Annotated in this window: 18 protein-coding genes; 9 read left to right on the top strand and 9 right to left on the bottom strand. The window is 74.5% G+C overall.

The features are described 5' to 3' along the window. The first annotated feature begins 120 nt into the window (after positions 1–120). Positions 121–1,545, top strand: coding sequence for a rifampin monooxygenase (rox, locus tag ACFVXG_RS28665; protein ID WP_387931335.1), 1,425 nt, complete (start codon positions 121–123; stop codon positions 1,543–1,545). Between the two features lie 123 nt (positions 1,546–1,668). After that, positions 1,669–2,142, top strand: a complete 474-nt coding sequence (locus ACFVXG_RS28660; RefSeq protein ID WP_387931334.1) for a hypothetical protein — start codon at positions 1,669–1,671, stop codon at positions 2,140–2,142. 4 nt (positions 2,143–2,146) lie between these two features. Here the strand turns inward: ACFVXG_RS28660 and ACFVXG_RS28655 are convergent, their stop codons facing one another. Then, entirely contained in the window at positions 2,147–2,365 is a 219-nt protein-coding gene (locus ACFVXG_RS28655) for a hypothetical protein (protein ID WP_387931333.1), read from the bottom strand. A gap of 132 nt (positions 2,366–2,497) precedes the next feature. Further along, positions 2,498–3,277, bottom strand: a complete 780-nt coding sequence (locus ACFVXG_RS28650) for a VOC family protein (protein WP_387931332.1) — start codon at positions 3,275–3,277, stop codon at positions 2,498–2,500. Positions 3,278–3,545: 268 nt separating this feature from the next. On the opposite strand from ACFVXG_RS28650, the gene ACFVXG_RS28645 reads away from it, so the two are divergent. From ACFVXG_RS28645 to ACFVXG_RS28635, 3 genes are all read left to right on the top strand, one after another. Continuing rightward, positions 3,546–3,956 carry a hypothetical protein gene (locus ACFVXG_RS28645; protein WP_387931331.1) on the top strand — a complete coding sequence of 137 codons (411 nt, stop codon included), beginning with the start codon at positions 3,546–3,548 and terminating at the stop codon, positions 3,954–3,956. Further along, positions 3,949–8,610, top strand: coding sequence for an AAA family ATPase (locus tag ACFVXG_RS28640; protein WP_387931330.1), 4,662 nt, complete (start codon positions 3,949–3,951; stop codon positions 8,608–8,610). Before ACFVXG_RS28645 ends, ACFVXG_RS28640 begins: the two co-directional genes overlap by 8 nt. Before the next feature lie 81 nt (positions 8,611–8,691). Further along, positions 8,692–9,414: a class II aldolase/adducin family protein gene (locus tag ACFVXG_RS28635; RefSeq protein ID WP_387931329.1), complete on the top strand. Its 723-nt coding sequence runs from the start codon at positions 8,692–8,694 to the stop codon at positions 9,412–9,414. Positions 9,415–9,438: 24 nt separating this feature from the next. Here the strand turns inward: ACFVXG_RS28635 and ACFVXG_RS28630 are convergent, their stop codons facing one another. After that, entirely contained in the window at positions 9,439–10,272 is an 834-nt protein-coding gene (locus ACFVXG_RS28630; protein WP_387931328.1) for an AraC family transcriptional regulator, read from the bottom strand. A 103-nt stretch (positions 10,273–10,375) separates the two neighbouring features. Here ACFVXG_RS28630 and ACFVXG_RS28625 point away from each other — a divergent pair, with 103 nt between their 5' ends. After that, positions 10,376–11,089 carry an alpha/beta fold hydrolase gene (locus ACFVXG_RS28625; RefSeq protein WP_387931327.1) on the top strand — a complete coding sequence of 238 codons (714 nt, stop codon included), beginning with the start codon at positions 10,376–10,378 and terminating at the stop codon, positions 11,087–11,089. A 2-nt stretch (positions 11,090–11,091) separates the two neighbouring features. Here ACFVXG_RS28625 and ACFVXG_RS28620 read toward each other — a convergent pair whose 3' ends face one another. Together ACFVXG_RS28620 and ACFVXG_RS28615 are read right to left on the bottom strand one after the other, a co-directional pair. Continuing rightward, positions 11,092–12,465 (bottom strand): MFS transporter, encoded by a 1,374-nt coding sequence (locus tag ACFVXG_RS28620; protein ID WP_387931326.1) that lies wholly within the window; start codon positions 12,463–12,465, stop codon positions 11,092–11,094. After that, complete coding sequence (locus ACFVXG_RS28615; RefSeq protein WP_387931325.1) at positions 12,462–13,118, bottom strand: ArsR/SmtB family transcription factor; 657 nt, start codon at positions 13,116–13,118, stop codon at positions 12,462–12,464. Before ACFVXG_RS28615 ends, ACFVXG_RS28620 begins: the two co-directional genes overlap by 4 nt. Before the next feature lie 146 nt (positions 13,119–13,264). Between ACFVXG_RS28615 and ACFVXG_RS28610 the strand changes: the two genes are divergently transcribed. From ACFVXG_RS28610 to ACFVXG_RS28600, 3 genes are all read left to right on the top strand, one after another. Then, entirely contained in the window at positions 13,265–14,254 is a 990-nt protein-coding gene (locus ACFVXG_RS28610; RefSeq protein WP_387931324.1) for a phosphotransferase family protein, read from the top strand. 121 nt (positions 14,255–14,375) lie between these two features. Next, a complete protein-coding gene (locus ACFVXG_RS28605; RefSeq protein WP_387931323.1) occupies positions 14,376–15,359 on the top strand; it encodes a GlxA family transcriptional regulator in 984 nt (327 codons plus the stop codon). Positions 15,360–15,421: 62 nt separating this feature from the next. Continuing rightward, positions 15,422–16,066: a DJ-1/PfpI family protein gene (locus ACFVXG_RS28600; RefSeq protein ID WP_387931322.1), complete on the top strand. Its 645-nt coding sequence runs from the start codon at positions 15,422–15,424 to the stop codon at positions 16,064–16,066. A gap of 45 nt (positions 16,067–16,111) precedes the next feature. On the opposite strand, the gene ACFVXG_RS28595 is transcribed toward ACFVXG_RS28600, so the two are convergent. The 4 genes from ACFVXG_RS28595 to ACFVXG_RS28580 form a co-directional block, all read right to left on the bottom strand. Then, the gene (locus tag ACFVXG_RS28595; RefSeq protein WP_387931321.1) at positions 16,112–16,483 is read right to left on the bottom strand and encodes a fic family toxin-antitoxin system, toxin component; all 372 of its coding nucleotides are present in this window, start codon (positions 16,481–16,483) and stop codon (positions 16,112–16,114) included. Next, positions 16,480–16,722, bottom strand: coding sequence for a plasmid mobilization protein (locus tag ACFVXG_RS28590; RefSeq protein ID WP_350508867.1), 243 nt, complete (start codon positions 16,720–16,722; stop codon positions 16,480–16,482). Before ACFVXG_RS28590 ends, ACFVXG_RS28595 begins: the two co-directional genes overlap by 4 nt. Positions 16,723–16,805: 83 nt before the next feature. Then, entirely contained in the window at positions 16,806–17,678 is an 873-nt protein-coding gene (locus tag ACFVXG_RS28585; protein WP_387931320.1) for a glycosyltransferase family 2 protein, read from the bottom strand. A gap of 23 nt (positions 17,679–17,701) precedes the next feature. Beyond that, positions 17,702–18,367: an ATP-binding protein gene (locus tag ACFVXG_RS28580; protein WP_387931319.1), complete on the bottom strand. Its 666-nt coding sequence runs from the start codon at positions 18,365–18,367 to the stop codon at positions 17,702–17,704. Between the last annotated feature and the right edge of the window lie 8 nt (positions 18,368–18,375).

The raw sequence follows: 18,375 nt of genomic DNA, 5'->3' as shown, positions 1-18,375 counted from the left end.
CCCTCAGGGCGCACAATCGTCGACCGAGGCCGGATCCTGGCGATATACGCGGTTCGCACCGAACGTGCACCGCTGCCCCGATCCACCGGCCTCGTACGACACTCACTGGGGGATGTTCTGATGATCGACGTGATCGTGGTCGGTGGCGGGCCGACCGGCCTCATGCTGGCGATCGAACTGCGGCTGCAGGGCGTGCAGGCGGTCGTGCTGGAGCGGCTGAGCGAGCCGACCCGGGAGTCCCGCGGCCAGGGCCTGCACGTGCGCAGCGTGGAGATGATGGACCAGCGCGGCCTGCTGGACCGGTTCCTCGCGGAGGGCCGGAAGTTCCGGATCGGCGGCTTCTTCGGCCACATCCACAAGCCGTGGCCGGAGACCATGGACACCGCCCACGAGTACGGCCTGTCCATCGAACAGCCGGTCACCGAGCGGCTGCTCGGCGCGTACGCCCGTGAACTGGGCGCAGAGGTCCGGCGCGGCCAGGAGGTGGCCGGGCTCGAGCAGGACCAGGACGGGGTGACGGTCGAGCTGGCGGACGGCACCCGGCTGCGCTCGCGCTACCTGGTCGGCTGCGACGGCGGCCGCAGCACGGTGCGCCGCCTGCTCGGCGTCGACTTCCCCGGCGAGCCGTCCCGGGTCGACACCCTGCTCGCGGAGCTGTCGCTCGCCGAGGACCCGGCGACCGTCGAGGCCGTCGTCGCCGAGGTCCGCCGGACCGAACTGCGCTTCGGCGCCGTCCCCCGGGGCGAGGGGCTCTACCGGGTGATCGTGCCCGCCACGGACGTCGCCGAGGACCGCACCGGGGGCCCCACCCTGGAGGAGTTCTGGCAGCAGCTGCGCGCCGTCGCCGGGACCGACTTCGGCGCCCACTCGCCCCGCTGGCTCTCCCGCTTCGGCGACGCCACCCGGCAGGCCGAGCGGTACCGGGTCGGCCGGGCCTTCCTGGCCGGCGACGCGGCGCACATCCACCCGCCCACCGGCGGCCAGGGCCTCAACCTCGGCATCCAGGACGCCTACAACCTCGGCTGGAAGCTCGCGGCCGCCGTGCACGGCCGGGCCCCCGCGGACCTGCTGGACAGCTACCAGGCCGAGCGCCACCCGGTGGGCGCCCGGGTGCTGGCCAACACCCGGGCCCAGATGACGCTGCTGGGCTCGGAGCCCGGCGCGGTGGCGCTGCGGGAGCTGCTCTCCACGCTGATGGACTTCGAGGAGGTGAACCGCTACATGACCGAGATGGTCTTCGGGGTCGGGGTCCGCTACGACTTCGGCGAGGGTCCGGAACTGCTCGGCCGACGGCTGCGGGACGTGCGGCTGAAGCAGGGCCGCCTGTACGAGCGGATGCACGGCGGCCGGGCGCTGCTGCTCGACACCACTGGCGGCCTCTCGGCGGCGGGCTGGGCGGACCGGGTCGACCATGTCGCCGAGCCCGTCGAGGAGTTGGACGTCCCCGCCGTACTGCTGCGGCCCGACGGGTACGTGGCCTGGGTCGGCGAGGACCAGCGGACCCTGGACGAGGCGCTGGCCCGGTGGTTCGGCGCCGCCGCCTGAACGGGGCGGGCGCGCTGAGTTCCCCGTCGGCGGCACCTGAGTAGCCGTACTCATGCGGCGCGGGGAGCGCGTCGGCGAGGCTCGATCCGTCCTTACCGACGCGCTCCTCCGAAGGAAAACCCCATGACCGCACCGTCCGTGCCCCTGGCCGATCGGGTCCTGCCCGCCCGGCTGATGCTGACCGGGACCTGGCTCTGGGCCCTCGCGACCTGCTACGCGCTGATCGCCCGGCCGTGGCTCGGCAGCCACCTGCCGCCCCGCGACCAGTGGGGCGCGGCGGAGGAGGAGACCGCCCAACTCGACGGCCTCGTCATGGGATTCACCGGCTTCCTGATCATCGTCCTGGGCGCGGCCGCGGCACTGGCCTGGGCCTGGGCGACGCACCGGCTGCGGCAGGGGTCGTCGAGCGCTCCGGTGGTGGTCTGCCTCACCGCGCTCGGCACCGCCGTCCTGGCGTTCCACGGCAGCACGACAGTCTTCCCCGGCCCGCTCGACACCCGGGCGCTCGCCGCCCTCGCCCCGCTGCTGCTGATCAGCCTGGCCGCACCGGCCGCCACCCTCCGGGCCTGGTCCCGGCACGCCCGGACGCGCGGCTGAGCACTCACCCGGCGGCCGGCGGGCTCGGGTCGATCCTGAGCAGCGAGCGCTGCACCGTCCCGTCCGGCTGGTAGACGGTGCGGTACAGGTACGGGCGGTCCGAGCCGGGGAGCAGCACGACGCCCTCCTCGACCAGCGGCCGCTGTTCGGCGATGGCCCTGAGCCGGTGGTCGGCGTCGGCCGGGAGCTCGGGCTCCGGCGGGCGGCGGTGGCGTCCGGCCACGGCGGCGCTCCGTTCTCTCCTGGTCCGTTGTCCTGGACGGCGACGCGCCCCGCCCGCCCGGAGGGGTCCGGGCGGGCGGGGCGTTCGGGTGGGGCGTTCGGCCGGGGCGTTCGGCCAACGCGACTTGGGTGACTACATCGGGCGGACCTTGATCATCGCGAAGGGGGCGCCCTGCGGGTCGGCGACCACGGTCATCCGGCCGGCCATCATGTCGAAGGGCGGGGCGAGGACGGTGCCGCCGCGCTTGACCACGACGTCGGCGCAGGAGTCCACGTCGTCGACCGAGAAGTAGGTCAGCCAGTGCGCGGGAGTGCCGGGCGGGTCGTTGGCGAGCAGCGAGACCCCGCCGACGGAGCGGCCGCCGACCTTCTGCTCCCAGTACTGCTCGTTGCCCTCCATCGGCTCGATCTCGATGCCGAAGGCCTCGCCGTAGAAGGCGGTGGCGCCGGGGACGTCGCTGGTGTGCAGCTCGTTCCAGGTCAGCGCGCCGGGCTCGTTGACCACCTGGGCGCCGGAGAACTCGCCGGGCTGCCAGACGCCGAACACCGCGCCCTGGGGGTCGGCGGCGATCAGCATCCGGCCGAGCGGGCCGACGTCCATCACCGGGACCAGCAGCGTGCCGCCCGCCGCGACGATGGCGTCCTGGGTGGCCTGGGCGTCGGTGGTGGCCAGGTAGCTGGTCCACACGGTGGGCGGTTCCGGCGCGCCCTCGGGGGCCATCGCCGGGCCGATGCCGGCCGCGGCCTTGCCGTTGAGCTCGCAGACGGCGTAGCCGCCGAACTCGGCCGGGCCGGGCTGCCCCTGCCAGCCGAGCAGGTCGCGGTAGAAGTCCAGCGCGGCCTGCTGGTCCTGCGCCATCAGGTCGACCCAGCACGGGGTGCCGGTCACGTACGGGGTGGTGACTTCGGGCATGCTCGCTCTTTCCTCTTCCTCGTGAGGTCCCCCGCCAGTCACCCTCCCGTCCCTCCCCGGGATCCGCCACCCGACACGCCGCCGCCGCGAGCCCCGTCGGACCCTCGCCCGCCACTCACCCGTTCGGCGCAACGGGGGCTCACGAACGGCCCGTGCGGGCCTCCGACCACCGGGTTTGACCGCGACCGCTCATTGTTGTGACGCTAGGTCAACACAGCGTGCACCGTTGGCTCCTGGGGGGACCGTGGACGAACCGCTCCGAATCCGTGTGACCGACGCCGACCGCGGCGCCACCGCCTCCCTGCTGGCCTGGCTGCGGGCGGAGGACGAGCTGCGCGGCCGGGTCGCGCTGGAGGCCGCCCCGCCGCAGCCCGGCTCGCTGGGCACCCTCGCCGACGTGCTCACCGTCGCCGTCGGCGCCGGCGGTGCCGTGTCCGGCCTGACCAGCGCACTGATCGCGTGGATCCGGCGCCGGGCCGGCGAGACGGTGGTCCAGGTGACCCGCGCGGACGGCAGCTCGGTCGAGCTGCGGGCGACGGCCGTGCACGGGCTCAACGCGGACGGCGTCGCGGCCCTTGTCCGCGAGGTCGGCCAGTCGCTCGCCGACCGTCCCGGGTCGGCCGCCCTGCCCTCGGACCCATCCGGCCCGGCCGCCCTGCCATCGGACGCCGATGAGTGACCCGGCGGTGAGCGATCCGGCGGTGGGCGATCCGGCGATCAGTGCCGCCGGGCTGCCGCTGGGGCTCCCCGGCGCCCGGGCGCTGATCATCGGGACCGGCACCCACGTCCCCGGCTCCGTCCTGCCCGACGTCCCCGCCGCGGCCGCCACCGTGCGCGCCCTCGCCCAGGAGCTGGTCGCCCGCTGCGGCCTCGCCCAGGAGCACGTACGAACCGTGGTCGACCCGGAGAACCCGGTCGTGCTCGGCGAGGAAATCACCGCCGCCGCCGAGTCCGCGGACTCCGTACTGCTGGTGTACTACGTCGGCCACGGCCTGGTCGGCGACGACAACGAGCTATACCTGGCGACCCGCGTCACCGACCACCTCACCCGCGGCCTCGCCTACAAGGGCCTGCGCTACGCCACCCTGCGCGAGACCCTGGCGGGCTCCCAGGCACGCTCGGTCGTGCTGGTCCTGGACTGCTGCTTCTCCGGCCGGGCGGCGCCCGTCGGCGGCGCGGGCCGCGCCTTCGAGGCCTCCTACCCTGGCGGCGGGTTCGTCCTGGCCTCCGCCGCACCCGAGGAGCTCGCCCTCGCACCGGTCGGTGCCCCGTACACCGCGTTCAGCGGCGAGCTGCTGCGGCTGCTGAGCGAGGGCGACCCGACGGAACCGCCGCTGCTGACCCTGGACGACCTCCACCGGGCCCTGTCCCGCACCCTGCGGGACCGGGGCTTCCCGGCGCCGCGCCGCCAGTCCGACGGGCGGGCCGGGGAGCTGGTCCTGGCGCCCAACCCGGCCTACCGGCCGCCTGATTCCGGCCCTGGCCCCCGCCCCCGCCCCGGTCCCTGCCCCTACCGGGGCCTCGCCGCGTACGGCGCGGAGGACGCCCGGTACTTCTTCGGCCGCGAGGAGCTGACCGCGAAGCTGGTCGCCCGGGTCGCCGCGCGGCTCGGCGAGGGCGGGCCGCTCGTCGTCGTCGGCCCGTCCGGCGCCGGAAAGTCCTCGCTGCTGCGCGCCGGACTGCTGCCCGCGCTCGACCACGGACTCCCCGAGGCGCTCCGGGCTCGCCGCTGGCCGCGCGTGCTGCTCACCCCGGGCGAGCGACCGGTGGCCCGGCTCGCCCGCGCCCTGGCCGAGCTGCCCGGACCGAACGGACCGGCCGGGTCGGAGCACGGCGATCCCGAAGCCATCCGGGCCGCGCTGATGGCGGCACCGGAGTCGATCCTCGCCCGGCTGCCCGCGGACGGGTCGCGGCCCGTCCTGGTCGTCGACCAGTTCGAGGAGCTGTTCACCGCCTGCACCGACGAGCGGGAACGGGAGGCCTTCATCGCGGCGCTGTCCGCCGCCTGCGGCCGGGGCCCGGAGCCGGGCGCCTTCCCCCGCGCGGTGGTGCTGCTGGGGCTGCGCGCCGACTTCTACGGCCACTGCGCCGCGTACCCGGTGCTCGCGGACGCGCTGCAGGACGGCCAGCTGCTGGTCGGCCCGATGCGGACCGGGGAACTACGCGACGCCGTCGAGAAGCCCGCCCAGCTCGCCGGACTGGCCCTGGAACCCGGCCTGGTCGACCTCCTCCTGCGCGACCTGCGCACCGGCGGCGACCGGCAGCACGGGCCCGGGGCAGCGCTGCCCCTGCTGTCGTACGCGCTGCTGGCCACCTGGCAGAAACGTGCAGGCCGACTGCTCACCATGGCGGGCTACCAGGCCTCCGGCGGCATCTGGGGCGCCGTCGCCCAGACCGCGCAGGCCACCTACGACGGGCTGGACGCCGAGGCGCAGCGGGCCGCCCGGCAGATCCTGCTGCGGATGGTGCACGTGGTCGACGGCGCCGAGGACACTCGCCGCCGGGTCCCGCTTGACGAGCTGGGCCGCGACGCGGACCCGGCCGTACAAACGGCGCTCGACGCGCTCGTCGCGGCGCGGCTGGTCGTCCTCGGCGACGACCACGCCGAACTCGCCCACGAGGCGGTGCTGCGCGCCTGGCAGCAGCTGCGGGACTGGATCGAGCACGATCGGGCCGGCCTGCTGGTCCGCCAGCGCCTGCACGACGCGGCCGACGCCTGGGAGCGCGACGGCCGCGACGAAGGGGCGCTCTACCGGGGCGTCCGGCTGGCCACGGCCGTCCAGTGGATCGAGGAGTCCGCACAGCGGCACGGCACCACCCCGACGGCCCGCGCCTTCATCGCCGCCGGCCAGGCCCGCCAGGCCGCCGAGCGGCGCGCCGAACGGCGGCGCACCACCCGGCTGCGGGCCCTGTCCGGCGTCCTGGCCGTGCTGCTGCTGGTAGCGGTCGCCGGGGTCGGCGCGGCGGCCTGGCAGAAACGGGTCGCCAATGAGCAGCGGGACTTCCTGGCCTCCAAGGTGGGCGCCCAGGCTGTCACACGCGTACGGCCGACCGATCCGACCCTGGCACTCAAGATCGCGCTGGCGGCGCGGCAGGTCGCGGACACTCCGGAGGCGCGCGGCAGCCTCCTCGACTCGGCGCTGACGCCGTACTACACGCCGGTCGACGAGCACACCGGCCCGGTCAAACAGCTGGCCTACCGCCCCGAGCGGCACCTGCTGGCCGGCGCGAGCACCGATCACACCGTCCGGCTCTGGGACCTCTCGGACCCGCTCCGAGGGCGCCTCGTGTCCAGCACCGCGAGCGCCGGTGCGACTCTGGCACTCGACCAGGACGGCCGGCTGCTCGCGACCCAGGACACCGAGACCTCGGTACGGCTGTGGAATGTGACCGATCCCGCCCACCTGGAGGCCGTCGCCACCCTGCCCGACACCTCCGGCGCCCTCGCCCTCAGTCCGGACGGGCACCGGCTGGCCGTGCTCGGCCAGAGCGGGTCCGTGCTCTGGGACCTCACCGACCCCCGCCGCCCGGTTCGGGTCGCTGCGCTTCCCGCCGCCATCGTCCCGATCCAGTCCGGCGCGTTCAGCTCCGACGGACGCCTGCTCGCCCTCGCGCACTATGAGTCCGAGGACTCCACGTCCGTCCAACTGTGGAACGTCGCGGACCCGGCCAAACCGGCGCTCGCCGCCACCCTCACCGACACCCACGCGCTCTCCGTGGCCTTCAGCCCCCGCAGGCCCCTCCTGGCGATCGGCACGAACGGCCGGGGCGTGGGGCTCTGGGACACCGGTGATCCGACCAAACCGACCCCGGTCACCGAGCAGGGCTACAACGACCCGGAGCCGGTGGTGATCGACTCGATCCAGATCGTGGCAGCCCTCGGCTTCTCGCCGGACGGCCGAACCCTGGCCCTCGGCGCCTCGGCCGACACCGACGCCCAGAGCAGTCACGTCGAGGCCGTGGACATCGGCGATCCGCACAAGGCGGTCCGCACCGTTCGCTACCCCACCCCCGGGGCCGTCTACTCGGTCGTGGTCGCCGACAACGCGCAGACCCTGCTCGATGCGGGAGCGGAGCCGGTGATCCGCAGCTGGCATCCGGCGCCGTCCGTCGTCCTGGGCTACACGGGTGCCGACGGAGCGTTCACCGAGGACAGCCACACCCTCGCCTGGGGCCTCTCCCCGCCGTCCCGAGGGCCCGTCCCGGAGGATCGGCAGTACCGGCTGTGGCGCACCACCGGCCCCTACGACGCGCGCCCGGCCGGGACGTTCCCGGTCCTCCACGGAGGCATCGTCCGCGCGGTCGACGCCCGCACCCTGATCGCGTACAGCGATGTCGGCCTCCCCCAGCTCTGGGACGTCGCCGATCCGGACCACCCCCGGCAGGGCGGCACGCTCAACGAGCTCGCGGAGTACGTGGAGCACGCCGGGGACCTCGCCACGTTCACCACCAACCTGGCCATCGGAAACGACGGGCTGGTCGTCACCAACGGCCGGGACGGCCGGACCCACATCTGGGACGTCGGCGACGCGCACGCCCCGAAGGAGCTCTCGTCCTTCGAGTCCCCGAAACCGCCCGGCAGGCTCTACCTCACCAATCGGACGCTGCTCTCCCTGGACCGGGTCGAGGCGCACCGGATGAGCATCTGGAGCCTCAGCGACCCCCGGCATTCTGCCGCCCTTCCACCGATCGACCTCAGCGACAACATCGCCTCGGAGGACGGCGCGTCGAGTCTGCTCGCAGTCGCCGTGGCCAAGCTCAAGGAATCGAACCCGAAAACCATCCAGCTGTGGGACATCAGCGACCCCCGGCACCCCGACCACGGTGCACTCCCCCCGAGCGTCGTCAACGCCTTCGCCCTCAGCCACGACCGACGCACTCTCGCGGTGGCCACCGACAAGACCATCGACCTGTGGGACGTCACCGACATCCACCACCCGGCGCCGGTCTCCTCCCTCGCCGCCGAACGGCAGTACGGCCTCGAGTTCAGCCCCGACAACCGGACGCTCCTGAGCCACGTCAGGACCTCCCTGTCCTCCGACCCGGATATCGCCCAGATCCACCTGTGGCGGGTGGCCGACCCCCGTCGGCCGGTCGAGCTCGGCATGCTGGCGCTCCCTCACAGCACCTACGCCACGGGCTTCAGCCCCGACGGGAACAGCGTGCTGGTCAGCGAGTCCGGCGGGAGCGACGACCCGAGCCAGGTCGTCCTCATCGACCCCGACATCGACCGCCTCACCCGCCGTCTCTGCGACTCCGTGGGCGCCACCATCACCGACGACCAGTGGAAGCAGTACTTCCCCGGCACCCCGTACGACCCGCCCTGCCGCTGACAACTCCACCCCGACTGTCCGTCAACTACCGCTCTCCCGTAGGTTCGTACCACAACGGACCCGCGCGACCTGGGAGCAGCCATGGAGAACCCCCGTACCGGTGAGGAGGCGGCCGCCCTGGCCGCGCTGGGCAGTCGGGTGCTCGCCGAGGCGGGGCACGGGGACATGGTGTGGGGGCACCTGGCGGTCCGTGATCCGGAAGGGCGCGGGGTGTGGATGAAGGCCTCGGGCTGGGGCCTGGAGGAGATCGGCCCCGGCCGCGTCCTGCTGGTCTCCTGGGACGGTGAGCGGCTCGCGGGCGGCGAGGAGCTCGACGGCGGCGGACGGGTGCACCTGGAGTACCCGATCCACACCGAGGTGATCCGGGCCCGCCCGGACGTCCACGTCTCGCTGCACACCCACTCGGGCACCGTGAACGCCTTCTCCTCCCTCGGCGAGCCGCTGCGCCCGCTGAGCCACGACGCGGTGGTCTTCACCGAGCACGGCCTGCCGAGCTTCGGCGCGACCGCCGGCCTGGTCCGCAGCGGGGAGCTGGGCCGGGCCCTGGCCTCCGACCTCGGCGCGGCCCGGGCCTGCCTGATGCCGCAGCACGGCCTGCTGACGGTCGGCCGGGACATCGCCCACGCCGTGATGTACGCCGTCCTGCTGGAACGGGCCTGCGGCCTCCAGCTGAAGGCCCGCGCGGCGGGCGGGCCACGCCACTGGACGGACCGCGAGGAGAGCCTGGAGAAGGACGCGACCGTCTGGCCGCCCAGCCAGATCGAGGCCGGCTGGCGCTACTGGGTGCGGCGCACCCAGCGCTGACCCCGGCCCCGGTCCCGGGCCGCCTCACCCGCCGGCCCGGTAGCGGCCCGGGGTCGTGCCGACGAGGTCGGTGAACGCCGCGATGAAGCCGCTGGGGTTGGCCCAGCCGCAGGCGTGGGCGGTGTGGGTGGTGTCGTGGCCCTCGGCCAGCAGCACCAGCGCGTGGTGCACCCGCAGCTGCGTGCGCCATTCGTAGAACGTCATGCCGAGTTCCTCGCGCAACAGCCGGCTCAGGGTGCGGGCACCGGCCCCGACCTGCCGGCCGAGCGTGGCCAGCGTGCTGGTGTCGGCCGGGGTCCGGGTCAGGATCCGCTCGACCGCCCGCAGCCGGTCGTCGCGCGGGTGCGGCAGGTGCAACGGCTGCTCGTCGGCCTCGCGCAGTTCCTCGACCAGCACCCGCAGCAGCCGCTCACGGGCAGCGCGGCTGTACCCGGGAGCCGACAACCCACCCCTGCCCCCGCCGCCCGTGCCGTCGCCGCCCGTGCCGTCGCCGCGAGGGCCGGTCAGGACGAGCAGGACCTCCCGCGCCAGGCCGGAGACGCAGAACACCGCTGGACGCCCCGGCACCAGCCGGGCCAGGGACGGCGGCAGGAAGACGATCCGCATGTCCGTGTCCCCGTGGGCACGGTGACGGTGCGTGAACCCGGCCGGCGTCCAGGCGACCCGGTTGGCCGGCACGATCGAGGTCCCGCCCTCGGTGTGCAGCACCAGGACCCCGCTGGCCGCGTACACCAGGTGGCCCCGCTCGTGCACCGACTCGCCGCTGCTGCCGCCCGACGGCCACAGGTGACGCCCGCCGGAGGGCCAGGTCAGCGACGTGGCGCCGGCATCGGGGCGGGCTTGGCGAGGTACAGGCATCACTTGGCATCCTATCGGTAGCACGCCATGACCCGCGCCGACGAGACTTTCCGTCATGAGCGGTGGCCCCCGGTGCCACGGCCGAGCAGGAAAAGGGAATCCCATGGCGACGTTCGTTCTCGTACCCGGCGGTTGGCACGGCTCCTGGGCGTTCGAGGCGGTGGCCCCGCTGCTGGAGCGGGCCGGCCACACCGTCCACGCGCTGACCCTGACCGGCCTGGACCCCCACGACGACCCCGCCACGATCGCCGCGGCCAACCTCGACACCCACGCCGAGGACGTGCTGCGCCTGTTCGAGCGCGCCGACCTCGACGACGTGACCCTGGTCGGCCACAGCTACGGCGGGATGGTGATCACCGCCGCCGCCGACCGCGCCGGCGGCCGGATCTCCCGCCTGGTGTACCTGGACGCCTGCGTGCCGCGCGACGGCGAGTCCTGCTGGTCCCTCATGAACGAGGGCTACCGGCAGTCGTTCGTCGCCGGCGCCGCGACCACCGGCTACGCCGTCCGACCCCCGTGGCGGCCGGACGGCGACCCGCGCCGCCGCCCCCACCCGCTCGCGGCCTTCCTACAGACCGTCCGCCTGACGGGCGCCCATGCCGACGTCCCCCGCCGCGAGTTCGTCTACTGCTCGGGCTGGGAGGACCGCACCCCGTTCGCCGACCAGCGCACCCGGCTGCTCGCCGACCCGGGATGGACCGTCCACGAGCTGCCGACCGGCCACAACGTCATGCGCGAGGCCCCGCAGGCGGTCGCCGCTCTCCTGCTCGACGAAGCAGCCGCGCTCGCCGGGCCTTTGAGCCTCACCCACGCTTGAGGTCACGGCACTTGGAGCTCCGCCGGAGCCGGATCGTCCGGAGTCCCAGCCTGAACCGGAGCCGGAGCCGGAGCCGGGGCCGGTGCCTGAGCCGGTGCCTGAGCCGGTGCCGAAACTGACGCAAGGGACCGGATCCGCAGCACCGGCGAGGGCAGCAGCCACAGCAGCGACAGCGCCCCGCCGACGGCGGCCGTGATCAGCGTGGCCCTGAGCCCGATGACCGTGGCGAGCCCGCCCCCGACGAGGGCGCCGATCGGCCGCATCCCGTAGTTCACCGTGCCGTAGGTGCCGGCCACCCGGCTGCGCATGCCGTCCGGTATGACGGCGGCCTGCAGCGAGTTGAGGTTGACGTCGAAGAGCATCACCCCGACACCGGAGAGGAACTCGGCGGCGCCCAGGACGGCCGCACCGGCCCAGCCGGGGCCGCTCGCGGCGGCCACGAGGGCGATGGGGGCCGGGAACAGGACGGCGCCCACCGCGATGCTGCGGCCGACCCCGATCCGACGCGAGACCTTCGGCGCGATCACCGCCCCCACCAGGGCTCCGGTCGATCCGATGCCGAACGCCAGTCCGACGATCCCCGCCGAGAGTCCGAGCTCCCGGACGGCGAACAGCACGATCAGGTTGGTGCCCGCCGCGAAGGTGAAGAAGTTGAGGGTCGTCGCACAGCCGAGGCCGGCCCCCAGCACCGGGTGGCGGACGACGAAGGCCAGCCCTTCCCTGACCCGTCTCAGCAGCGGCGGTCCGGCCGGTCCGTCGGCGCCGGCCGCCGGTTCCTCTACCCGGATCGGACGCAGCAGCACGGCCGAGGCCAGGAAGGACAGCGCGTCGGCGATCACCGCGACGGGCGCGGTGAGGAGTTGGACGAGGGCACCGCCCACCGCGGGGCCGAGGACGAACGAGGCGGACCGGCTGGCGCTGAGCTTGCTGTTCGCGTCGACGTAGGACGAGCGCGGCACCAGGTGGGCGAAGAAGGGCGGGTACGCGGTGTTGAACAGCACCGCCGCAGCACCGGTCAGCAGCGCCACCGCGTACAGCTGGAGGAACGTCACGCTGCCGAACAGGTGGGCGACGGGCAGCGTGAGCAGCACGCCCGCGCGGACCAGGTCGGAGAGGATCATCAGCCGACGCCTGCCGACGTGCTGGTCGACCCAGGCGCCCACCACGACGGCGAGGAGGTTCGGGGCCCAGGCGAGCGCGGTCAGCCAGGCGACCTGGCCGGCCGAGGCGTTCAGCGCCGCCACGGCGATCAGGGGTAACGCGAGTTCGGAGATCCGGTCGCCGAACTGCGACACCGACTGCCCGGCCCAGAACCGGACGAAGCGCCGGTCCCGCCACAGCGATGCCGAACCAACCTTTTCCTGAGGGGAGTTCACGCCGTCTCACCCACCCCGTCCGTCGCGGCCCCGTCCGCAGCAGCCCCGTCCGTGCCAGCCTCGGGCAGGACGTAGCGCAGCAGCCGGACGCCCCGGCTGCCGCCCGGCCGCTGCGCCGGGTCGCGCGTCACATAGGGCGCCAGTACGCCCTCGATCGCGTCCTCGATGGCGGCGAGCTCCTCGGGGGACACCACGATGCGGGCGTTCGCCAGCCCGGCGGCCTCGCGCCACTCCGGGGCGAGCCCGGGCTCGGTCTCGGCCACCCACCGCTGCGGCAGGTCGGCGGCGCGGGCGAACAGCTCCCGGGAGAGCACCCGCGCGGCCGCCCGCCCCGCCTCGTCCTCCGGCGCACCGAACCGGAACCCCCGCGCCACCGCCTCCCACCGCCGCTCCCGACGGTCCTGACGATCCGCCCCGGTCCCGACCCCGGCCCCGACCTCGGCGTCCCGGACCAGCCCGTAGCCCGCCAGGTGCCGGAGGTGCCAGCTGGTCACCGACGGCGTGGCCCCGACCTCCGGTGACAGCTGCGTGGCCGTCGCCGGCCCGTCCCGGGTCAGCCGTTCCAGGATCGCCAGGCGCACCGGATGCGCCAGCGCTCGCATGGCCTTCGGGTCGGTGATCTCGATATCGCCCAGGCGATTCCCGTTCTCCATGACCTGAGAGTGTTCTCTCACAATGCGTGAGAGTCAACTCTCATACCTCATCAGGTACGGCGGAGCCCGGATAGGGTGCCCACGTCACGGTGACAGGTCACAGTGACGGGTCGCGGTGACGGGCAACGGGGAGGCGAGGCGCGCAGATGGCAGCCGAAACGGCAGCGGTGCAGGCGGAGTTGGCGGCTGCGGCGCAGGCCGCCCTGGGTGGTGGGCGACGACTGACGGCCGTACAGCGGCTGGCAGGCGGCAGCAAGAAGGGCGTGTACCGCCTGGTGATGGACGACGCCACGACGGCGATCGCCTACCGCTGGTGCGCCGCCGAGAACTACTGGCCGGCGGCCGAGGGCGACGACGACCTCGCCGACCCGTTCTCCCCCGGCCTCGGGCTCGACGTGTTCGAGGCCGCGCACGCACGGCTGGACGGGCTCGGCGTCCGCGTCCCGGCGATCCGGCTGGTCGACCGCAGCGGGGCCCGCGGCCCGGCCGAGCTGGCGATCGTCGAGGACGTCCGGGGCGAGAGCCTGGAGTCCCTGCTGGCCCGCGACCGGCGGGCCGCGGCCCCGGTGCTGGAGCGGCTCGGCGGGGCGCTGGCGGCGATGCGCGACCACCGCGCGCCCGGCTACGGCAAGGTCGTGGTGGTCGACGCGGGCGCCCGCTCGCACGGGAGTTCCTGCGAGCAGGTCGTCCTGGACCGGGCCCGGCGGGACCTCGCCGAGGCGGCGGCGCGCGACCCCCGGGTGGCGGAAGCCCGTGACCGGCTGGCGGATCGGCTGTCGGCACTGGCCGAGGCGGTCCGGCCGCGCGCCGAGTACGCCCTGGTGCACGGGGAGTTGGGGCCCGACCACGTGCTGGTCGACCCGGCCGGGCGGCCCGTGGTGATCGACATCGAGGGCACGATGTACTTCGACGTCGAGTGGGAGCACGTCTTCCTGCGGATCCGGCTGCACGACGACTATCGGCCGCTGGAGCCCGCCGGACTGGACGAACACCGGTTCGCCCTCTACCTGTTGGCCCAGCGGCTCTCCCTGACGGCGGGCCCGCTGCGGCTGCTGGACGGGGACTTCCCCCACCGGGCGGCGATGGCGGGCATCGCCGAGTACAACCTGAACCGGGCGCTGGAACTCGCCCGCTGAGGAGCGGGCTCACCCTCGGGCGCTCTCCCTCCGCCCGTACACACACCCGCCCGCCCCGGATGGCGGAAATCGTCACCTCCGTGTCCTTGCCGCCATCGGGGCGTGCGGCCAGGCTGGAGGGGTGAGCAGTCCACGCATCGTCTTCGCGGTCTTCCCCGGCTTCCAGATCCTCGACCTGACCGGGCCCCACGAGGTCTTCACCCAGGCGGGGCGCCTGACCGGCGGCATCACCATCGACACCGTGGCCGCCGCTCCCGGTCCGGTGCCCGCCAGCGGCGGTATCGCCGTCTCCCCGACCCTGACGATCGACGAACTCGACGACCACAACGCAACCGACGGCGCCGGCGCCCCGGTCGACACCCTCATCGCCGTCGGCGGCACGGGCGTCCACCGGGCCTGCGAGGACCGCCGCTTCGTCGACTGGTTCGCCCGTACCGCCGGGCGCGCCCGCCGTACCGCCTCGGTGTGCAGCGGCGCGTTCCTCCTGGGAGCGGCCGGACTGCTGGACGGGCGGCGCGCGGTCACCCACTGGTCGCGCTGCGCCCAGCTGGCCGAACGGTACCCGCTCGCCACGGTCGACCCCGACCCGATCTTCGTCCGCGACGGCGAGCTGTGGACCTCGGCCGGGATCACCGCGGGCATGGACCTCGCGCTCGCCATGACCGAGGCCGACCACGGTCCGGAGGTCTCCCGCGCGATCGCCCGCCAGCTGGTGATGTTCGTCCAACGCCCGGGCGGACAAGCCCAGTTCAGCGCCCAGCTGGCCGCCCAACGGCCTGAGCGGGCACCACTGCGGGAGGTCCTCGACTGGATCGCCGACCACCCCGGGGAGGACCTCGCCGTCCCCGCCCTGGCCGCCCGGAGCGCCATGAGCGAACGGAACTTCACCCGGGTCTTCCGGGCCGAGACCGGCCGCACCCCCGGCGCGTACGTCGAGAGCGTCCGGATCGAGGCCGCCCGGAGGCTGCTGGAGACCACCGCGGCGACCCTCGACTCGGTGGCCCACTCCTGCGGCTTCGGCACCGTCGAGACCCTGCACCGCAGTTTCCGGCGCACCCTGCGCGTCACCCCCGGCGAGTACCGCCGGCGCTTCTCCGCCCGGTGACGGCCACCACCCCGCCCGATCCGCACCACCCCACCCACCACACCCGAAAGGCCAGAACCCCCATGCGCATCGCCATCCCGCTCTTCGACGGTTTCACCGCCCTCGACGCCGTCGGCCCGTACGAGGTCCTCCGGATGCTGCCGGAGGCCGAGGTGGTGTTCGCCGCCGCCGCTGCGGGCACCTACACCGACGGCGAGGGCTCGCTGGGCCTCCGCGCCACGGCCGCCTTCACGGACGTCACGGCGGCCGACGTCCTGCTGGTCCCCGGCGGGCCGGGTGCCCGCCGGGGCGTCACCGACGGGCCGTTGCTGGACTGGATCCGCCGGATCGACGCGACCAGTTCCTGGACCACCTCGGTGTGCACCGGCTCCCTGCTGCTCGGCGCCGCGGGCCTGCTCGACGGTCTGGAGGCCACCACCCACTGGAGCGCCGTCGAGGCCCTGGAGTCCTACGGCGCCCGCTACACGCCGCAGCGCGTCGTGGAGCAGCCCGGCGGCGTCATCACCGCCGCCGGCGTCTCCTCGGGCATCGACATGGCCCTGCGGCTCGCCGAACTGATCGCCGGTCGGGTCGCCGCCGAGGCCTTCCAGCTCGCCATCGAGTACGACCCCCAGCCGCCCTTCGACTCGGGCTCGTACGCCAAGGCCTCCGACGAGGCGAAGGCGTACCTGGCGCAGCGCGGCCAGCGGGTACGCGACAACCGGTGACCGTACGTCAGTGCCGCCCCCGCACGCCCGGGCAACGGCCCGCCCTCAGCGGTACCAGGTGCGGATCGCGGTCGCGGTCTCCCGGACGTCGGCACTCCCCGCGCGGATCCGGGCGGCCAGGTCGACGGCCTGCTTGGGTTCGGCGGTGACGATGACGCCGGAGGCGCTCAGATAGGAGGCGGCGACCACGGCGGCGAAGTGCTCGTTGGCGGACTCCAGCGCCGGGACCCGGATCAGCTGGTGCATGAGTGCGGCCGCGCGCTGGTGCACGGCGCCGTAGACGGGCACGTCCATCACCTCGTCGGCGTGCCGGGCCACGGCGGCGGCCAGCGTGCCGTAGTCGGTGATGTCCGGGTCGCTGGGCAGGAACTGGTGGGCGATGTCGAGCAGCCAGACCCGGTCGATCCGCAGGATCACGCCGCGTCCGCCGTGGCGTCGCGGGTGCTGCGCGGGTACGGCCCGAACTCCTCCTCGAACGCGGGCCCCCAGGCCTGCGCGAAGTGGGCGGCGGCGGTCAGGAACCGCTCGCGCCGCTCGTCCGCCTCCTCGGCCAGCACCTTGCGCGCGTAGTCCGGCAGGCTCATCCCGGCGGCCTCCGCGCGCTGCTCCAGGGCCTCGTGCACGGCGTCGTCCAGTCGGACGTTCAACTGCTTCATGGCGGTGAGCGTAGCCGCAGGTACGGCCCGCTACAAGGCGGCCTCCCGGCCTCGGAACACTGACAGGACACGGTCAGCCACGCTCAGAACACCGGGGGCCGGCCCAGCCGGGTCATCCGCCACACCGTGCTCCAGCGGATCGGGCGGCGGGGCGGGCACGGGGTGCGGACGCCCTCCAGGAAGCCGGCACCCCAGGCCCGCAGCCCGGCCCCGGGCGGGCGTCGGCTCAGGGTGAGGAGCGTCCAGGAGGCCAGGTAGAGCGGCACCAGGACGGCGGGCAGGTGCCGCTTGGCCAGCCAGACCCGGTTGCGGGCCGTCCGGCGGTAGTAGCCGGCGTGCCGGGCCGGGTCGGTGCGCGGATGCTGGAGCAGCAGGTCGGCGCGGTAGTGGACGCTCCAGCCCGCGTCCAGGACCCGCCAGGCGAAGTCGGTCTCCTCGTGGGCGTAGAAGAACGGCGCGCAGAACCCGCCGAGCTCGGCGAAGACGTCCGCCCGGATCGCGTGGCCGCCGCCCAGGAAGCCGGTGGTCTCGCCGGAGCGCAGCGGGTCGGCGGCCCCTGGGCGCGGGACGTGCCGGCGCTGGGTGTGCCCGGTCTCGTCGGCGATCCGGAAGCCGACCACGCCCAGGCACGGGTCCTGCTCGAAGGCCTCCCGCAGACGCCGGAAGGTGTCGGTGCGGGGCAGCAGGCCGTCGTCGTCCAGGTTGACCAGGACGTCGATGCCGCCGAGCCGGCGCAGCCACTCCGCGCCGGCGTTGCGGCCGCCGGGGATGCCGAGGTTCTCGGGGAGTTCCACCGCGTGCACCCCGGGCGGGAGTCCGGGCAGCGGGGCGCCCTGGCCGAGCACCACGACGGTGGCGCGGTCGCCCTCCTGGGCGGCCACCGAGTCCAGCAGTGCGCGCAGTTCCCGGGGGCGGTCCCCCATCGTCAGGACCACCACGCCCAGTGTCACGCCCATCCGCACCCGCTCCTCGCCGCCCGCTACCCGCCGTCCCGCCCGGCGGACCCGATCCGCTCGCCCGGCACCCGCTCGTCCAGCACCCGGACGTCCAGGGCGGGCCAGTGCGCCGCCCACCGGGTCAGCCGGTCGGCGTCCAAGGAGCTCATCGGGAGCAACGAGGTGTCCGGGTGGAAGGTCACGCAGGTGCCGGTGGTGCCGTCCGGCTCGACCGGGTCGAGGCCGGTGACCGGGAGGCCGTGTTCGTAGCGCTGGGTCCAGGCGCCGCCCCGCCGGCGGTTGGTGTGCAGCAGCCGGGTGCTGAGCGCCGCGACTACGGACATGCCCCGGCGCGGGTGGCCGTCCGGGAGCGCCTCCGCCCCGGGGTCGTCGAAGAAGCGCAGGTCCTTGGTCGCCATGACGGGCTTCTTGACCACCTCGCCGTACTCGTCGACCCGGGTGTCGGTGCCCCGCCCGTCGTCGCGGACCGAGACCGAGCCGTCGGCGTGCAGGGTGACGACGCATCGGCCCGCGCCGCGCGCCTCCGCCTCGTCGGCCGGGTAGGCGAGCACCTCCAGCACGAGATGCGCCACCCCACCCGGGGCGAACCCGCCCGCACCCGCCCGGACCTCCTCGAGGTGCCCGGCGTCCACGGCGGCCGCCCAGTCGTGGGTGGTGTTGGTCCAGGTGTCCCTCGCGGTTCCGTCCATCCGAGGAG

Origin of the sequence: Kitasatospora sp. NPDC058162, assembly GCF_042884005.1 — a bacterium.
Taxonomy (GTDB): Bacteria; Actinomycetota; Actinomycetes; order Streptomycetales; family Streptomycetaceae; genus Kitasatospora.
The sequence above is the reverse complement of the archived record's forward strand: the minus strand, read 5'-3'. Positions and strand labels throughout refer to the sequence as shown.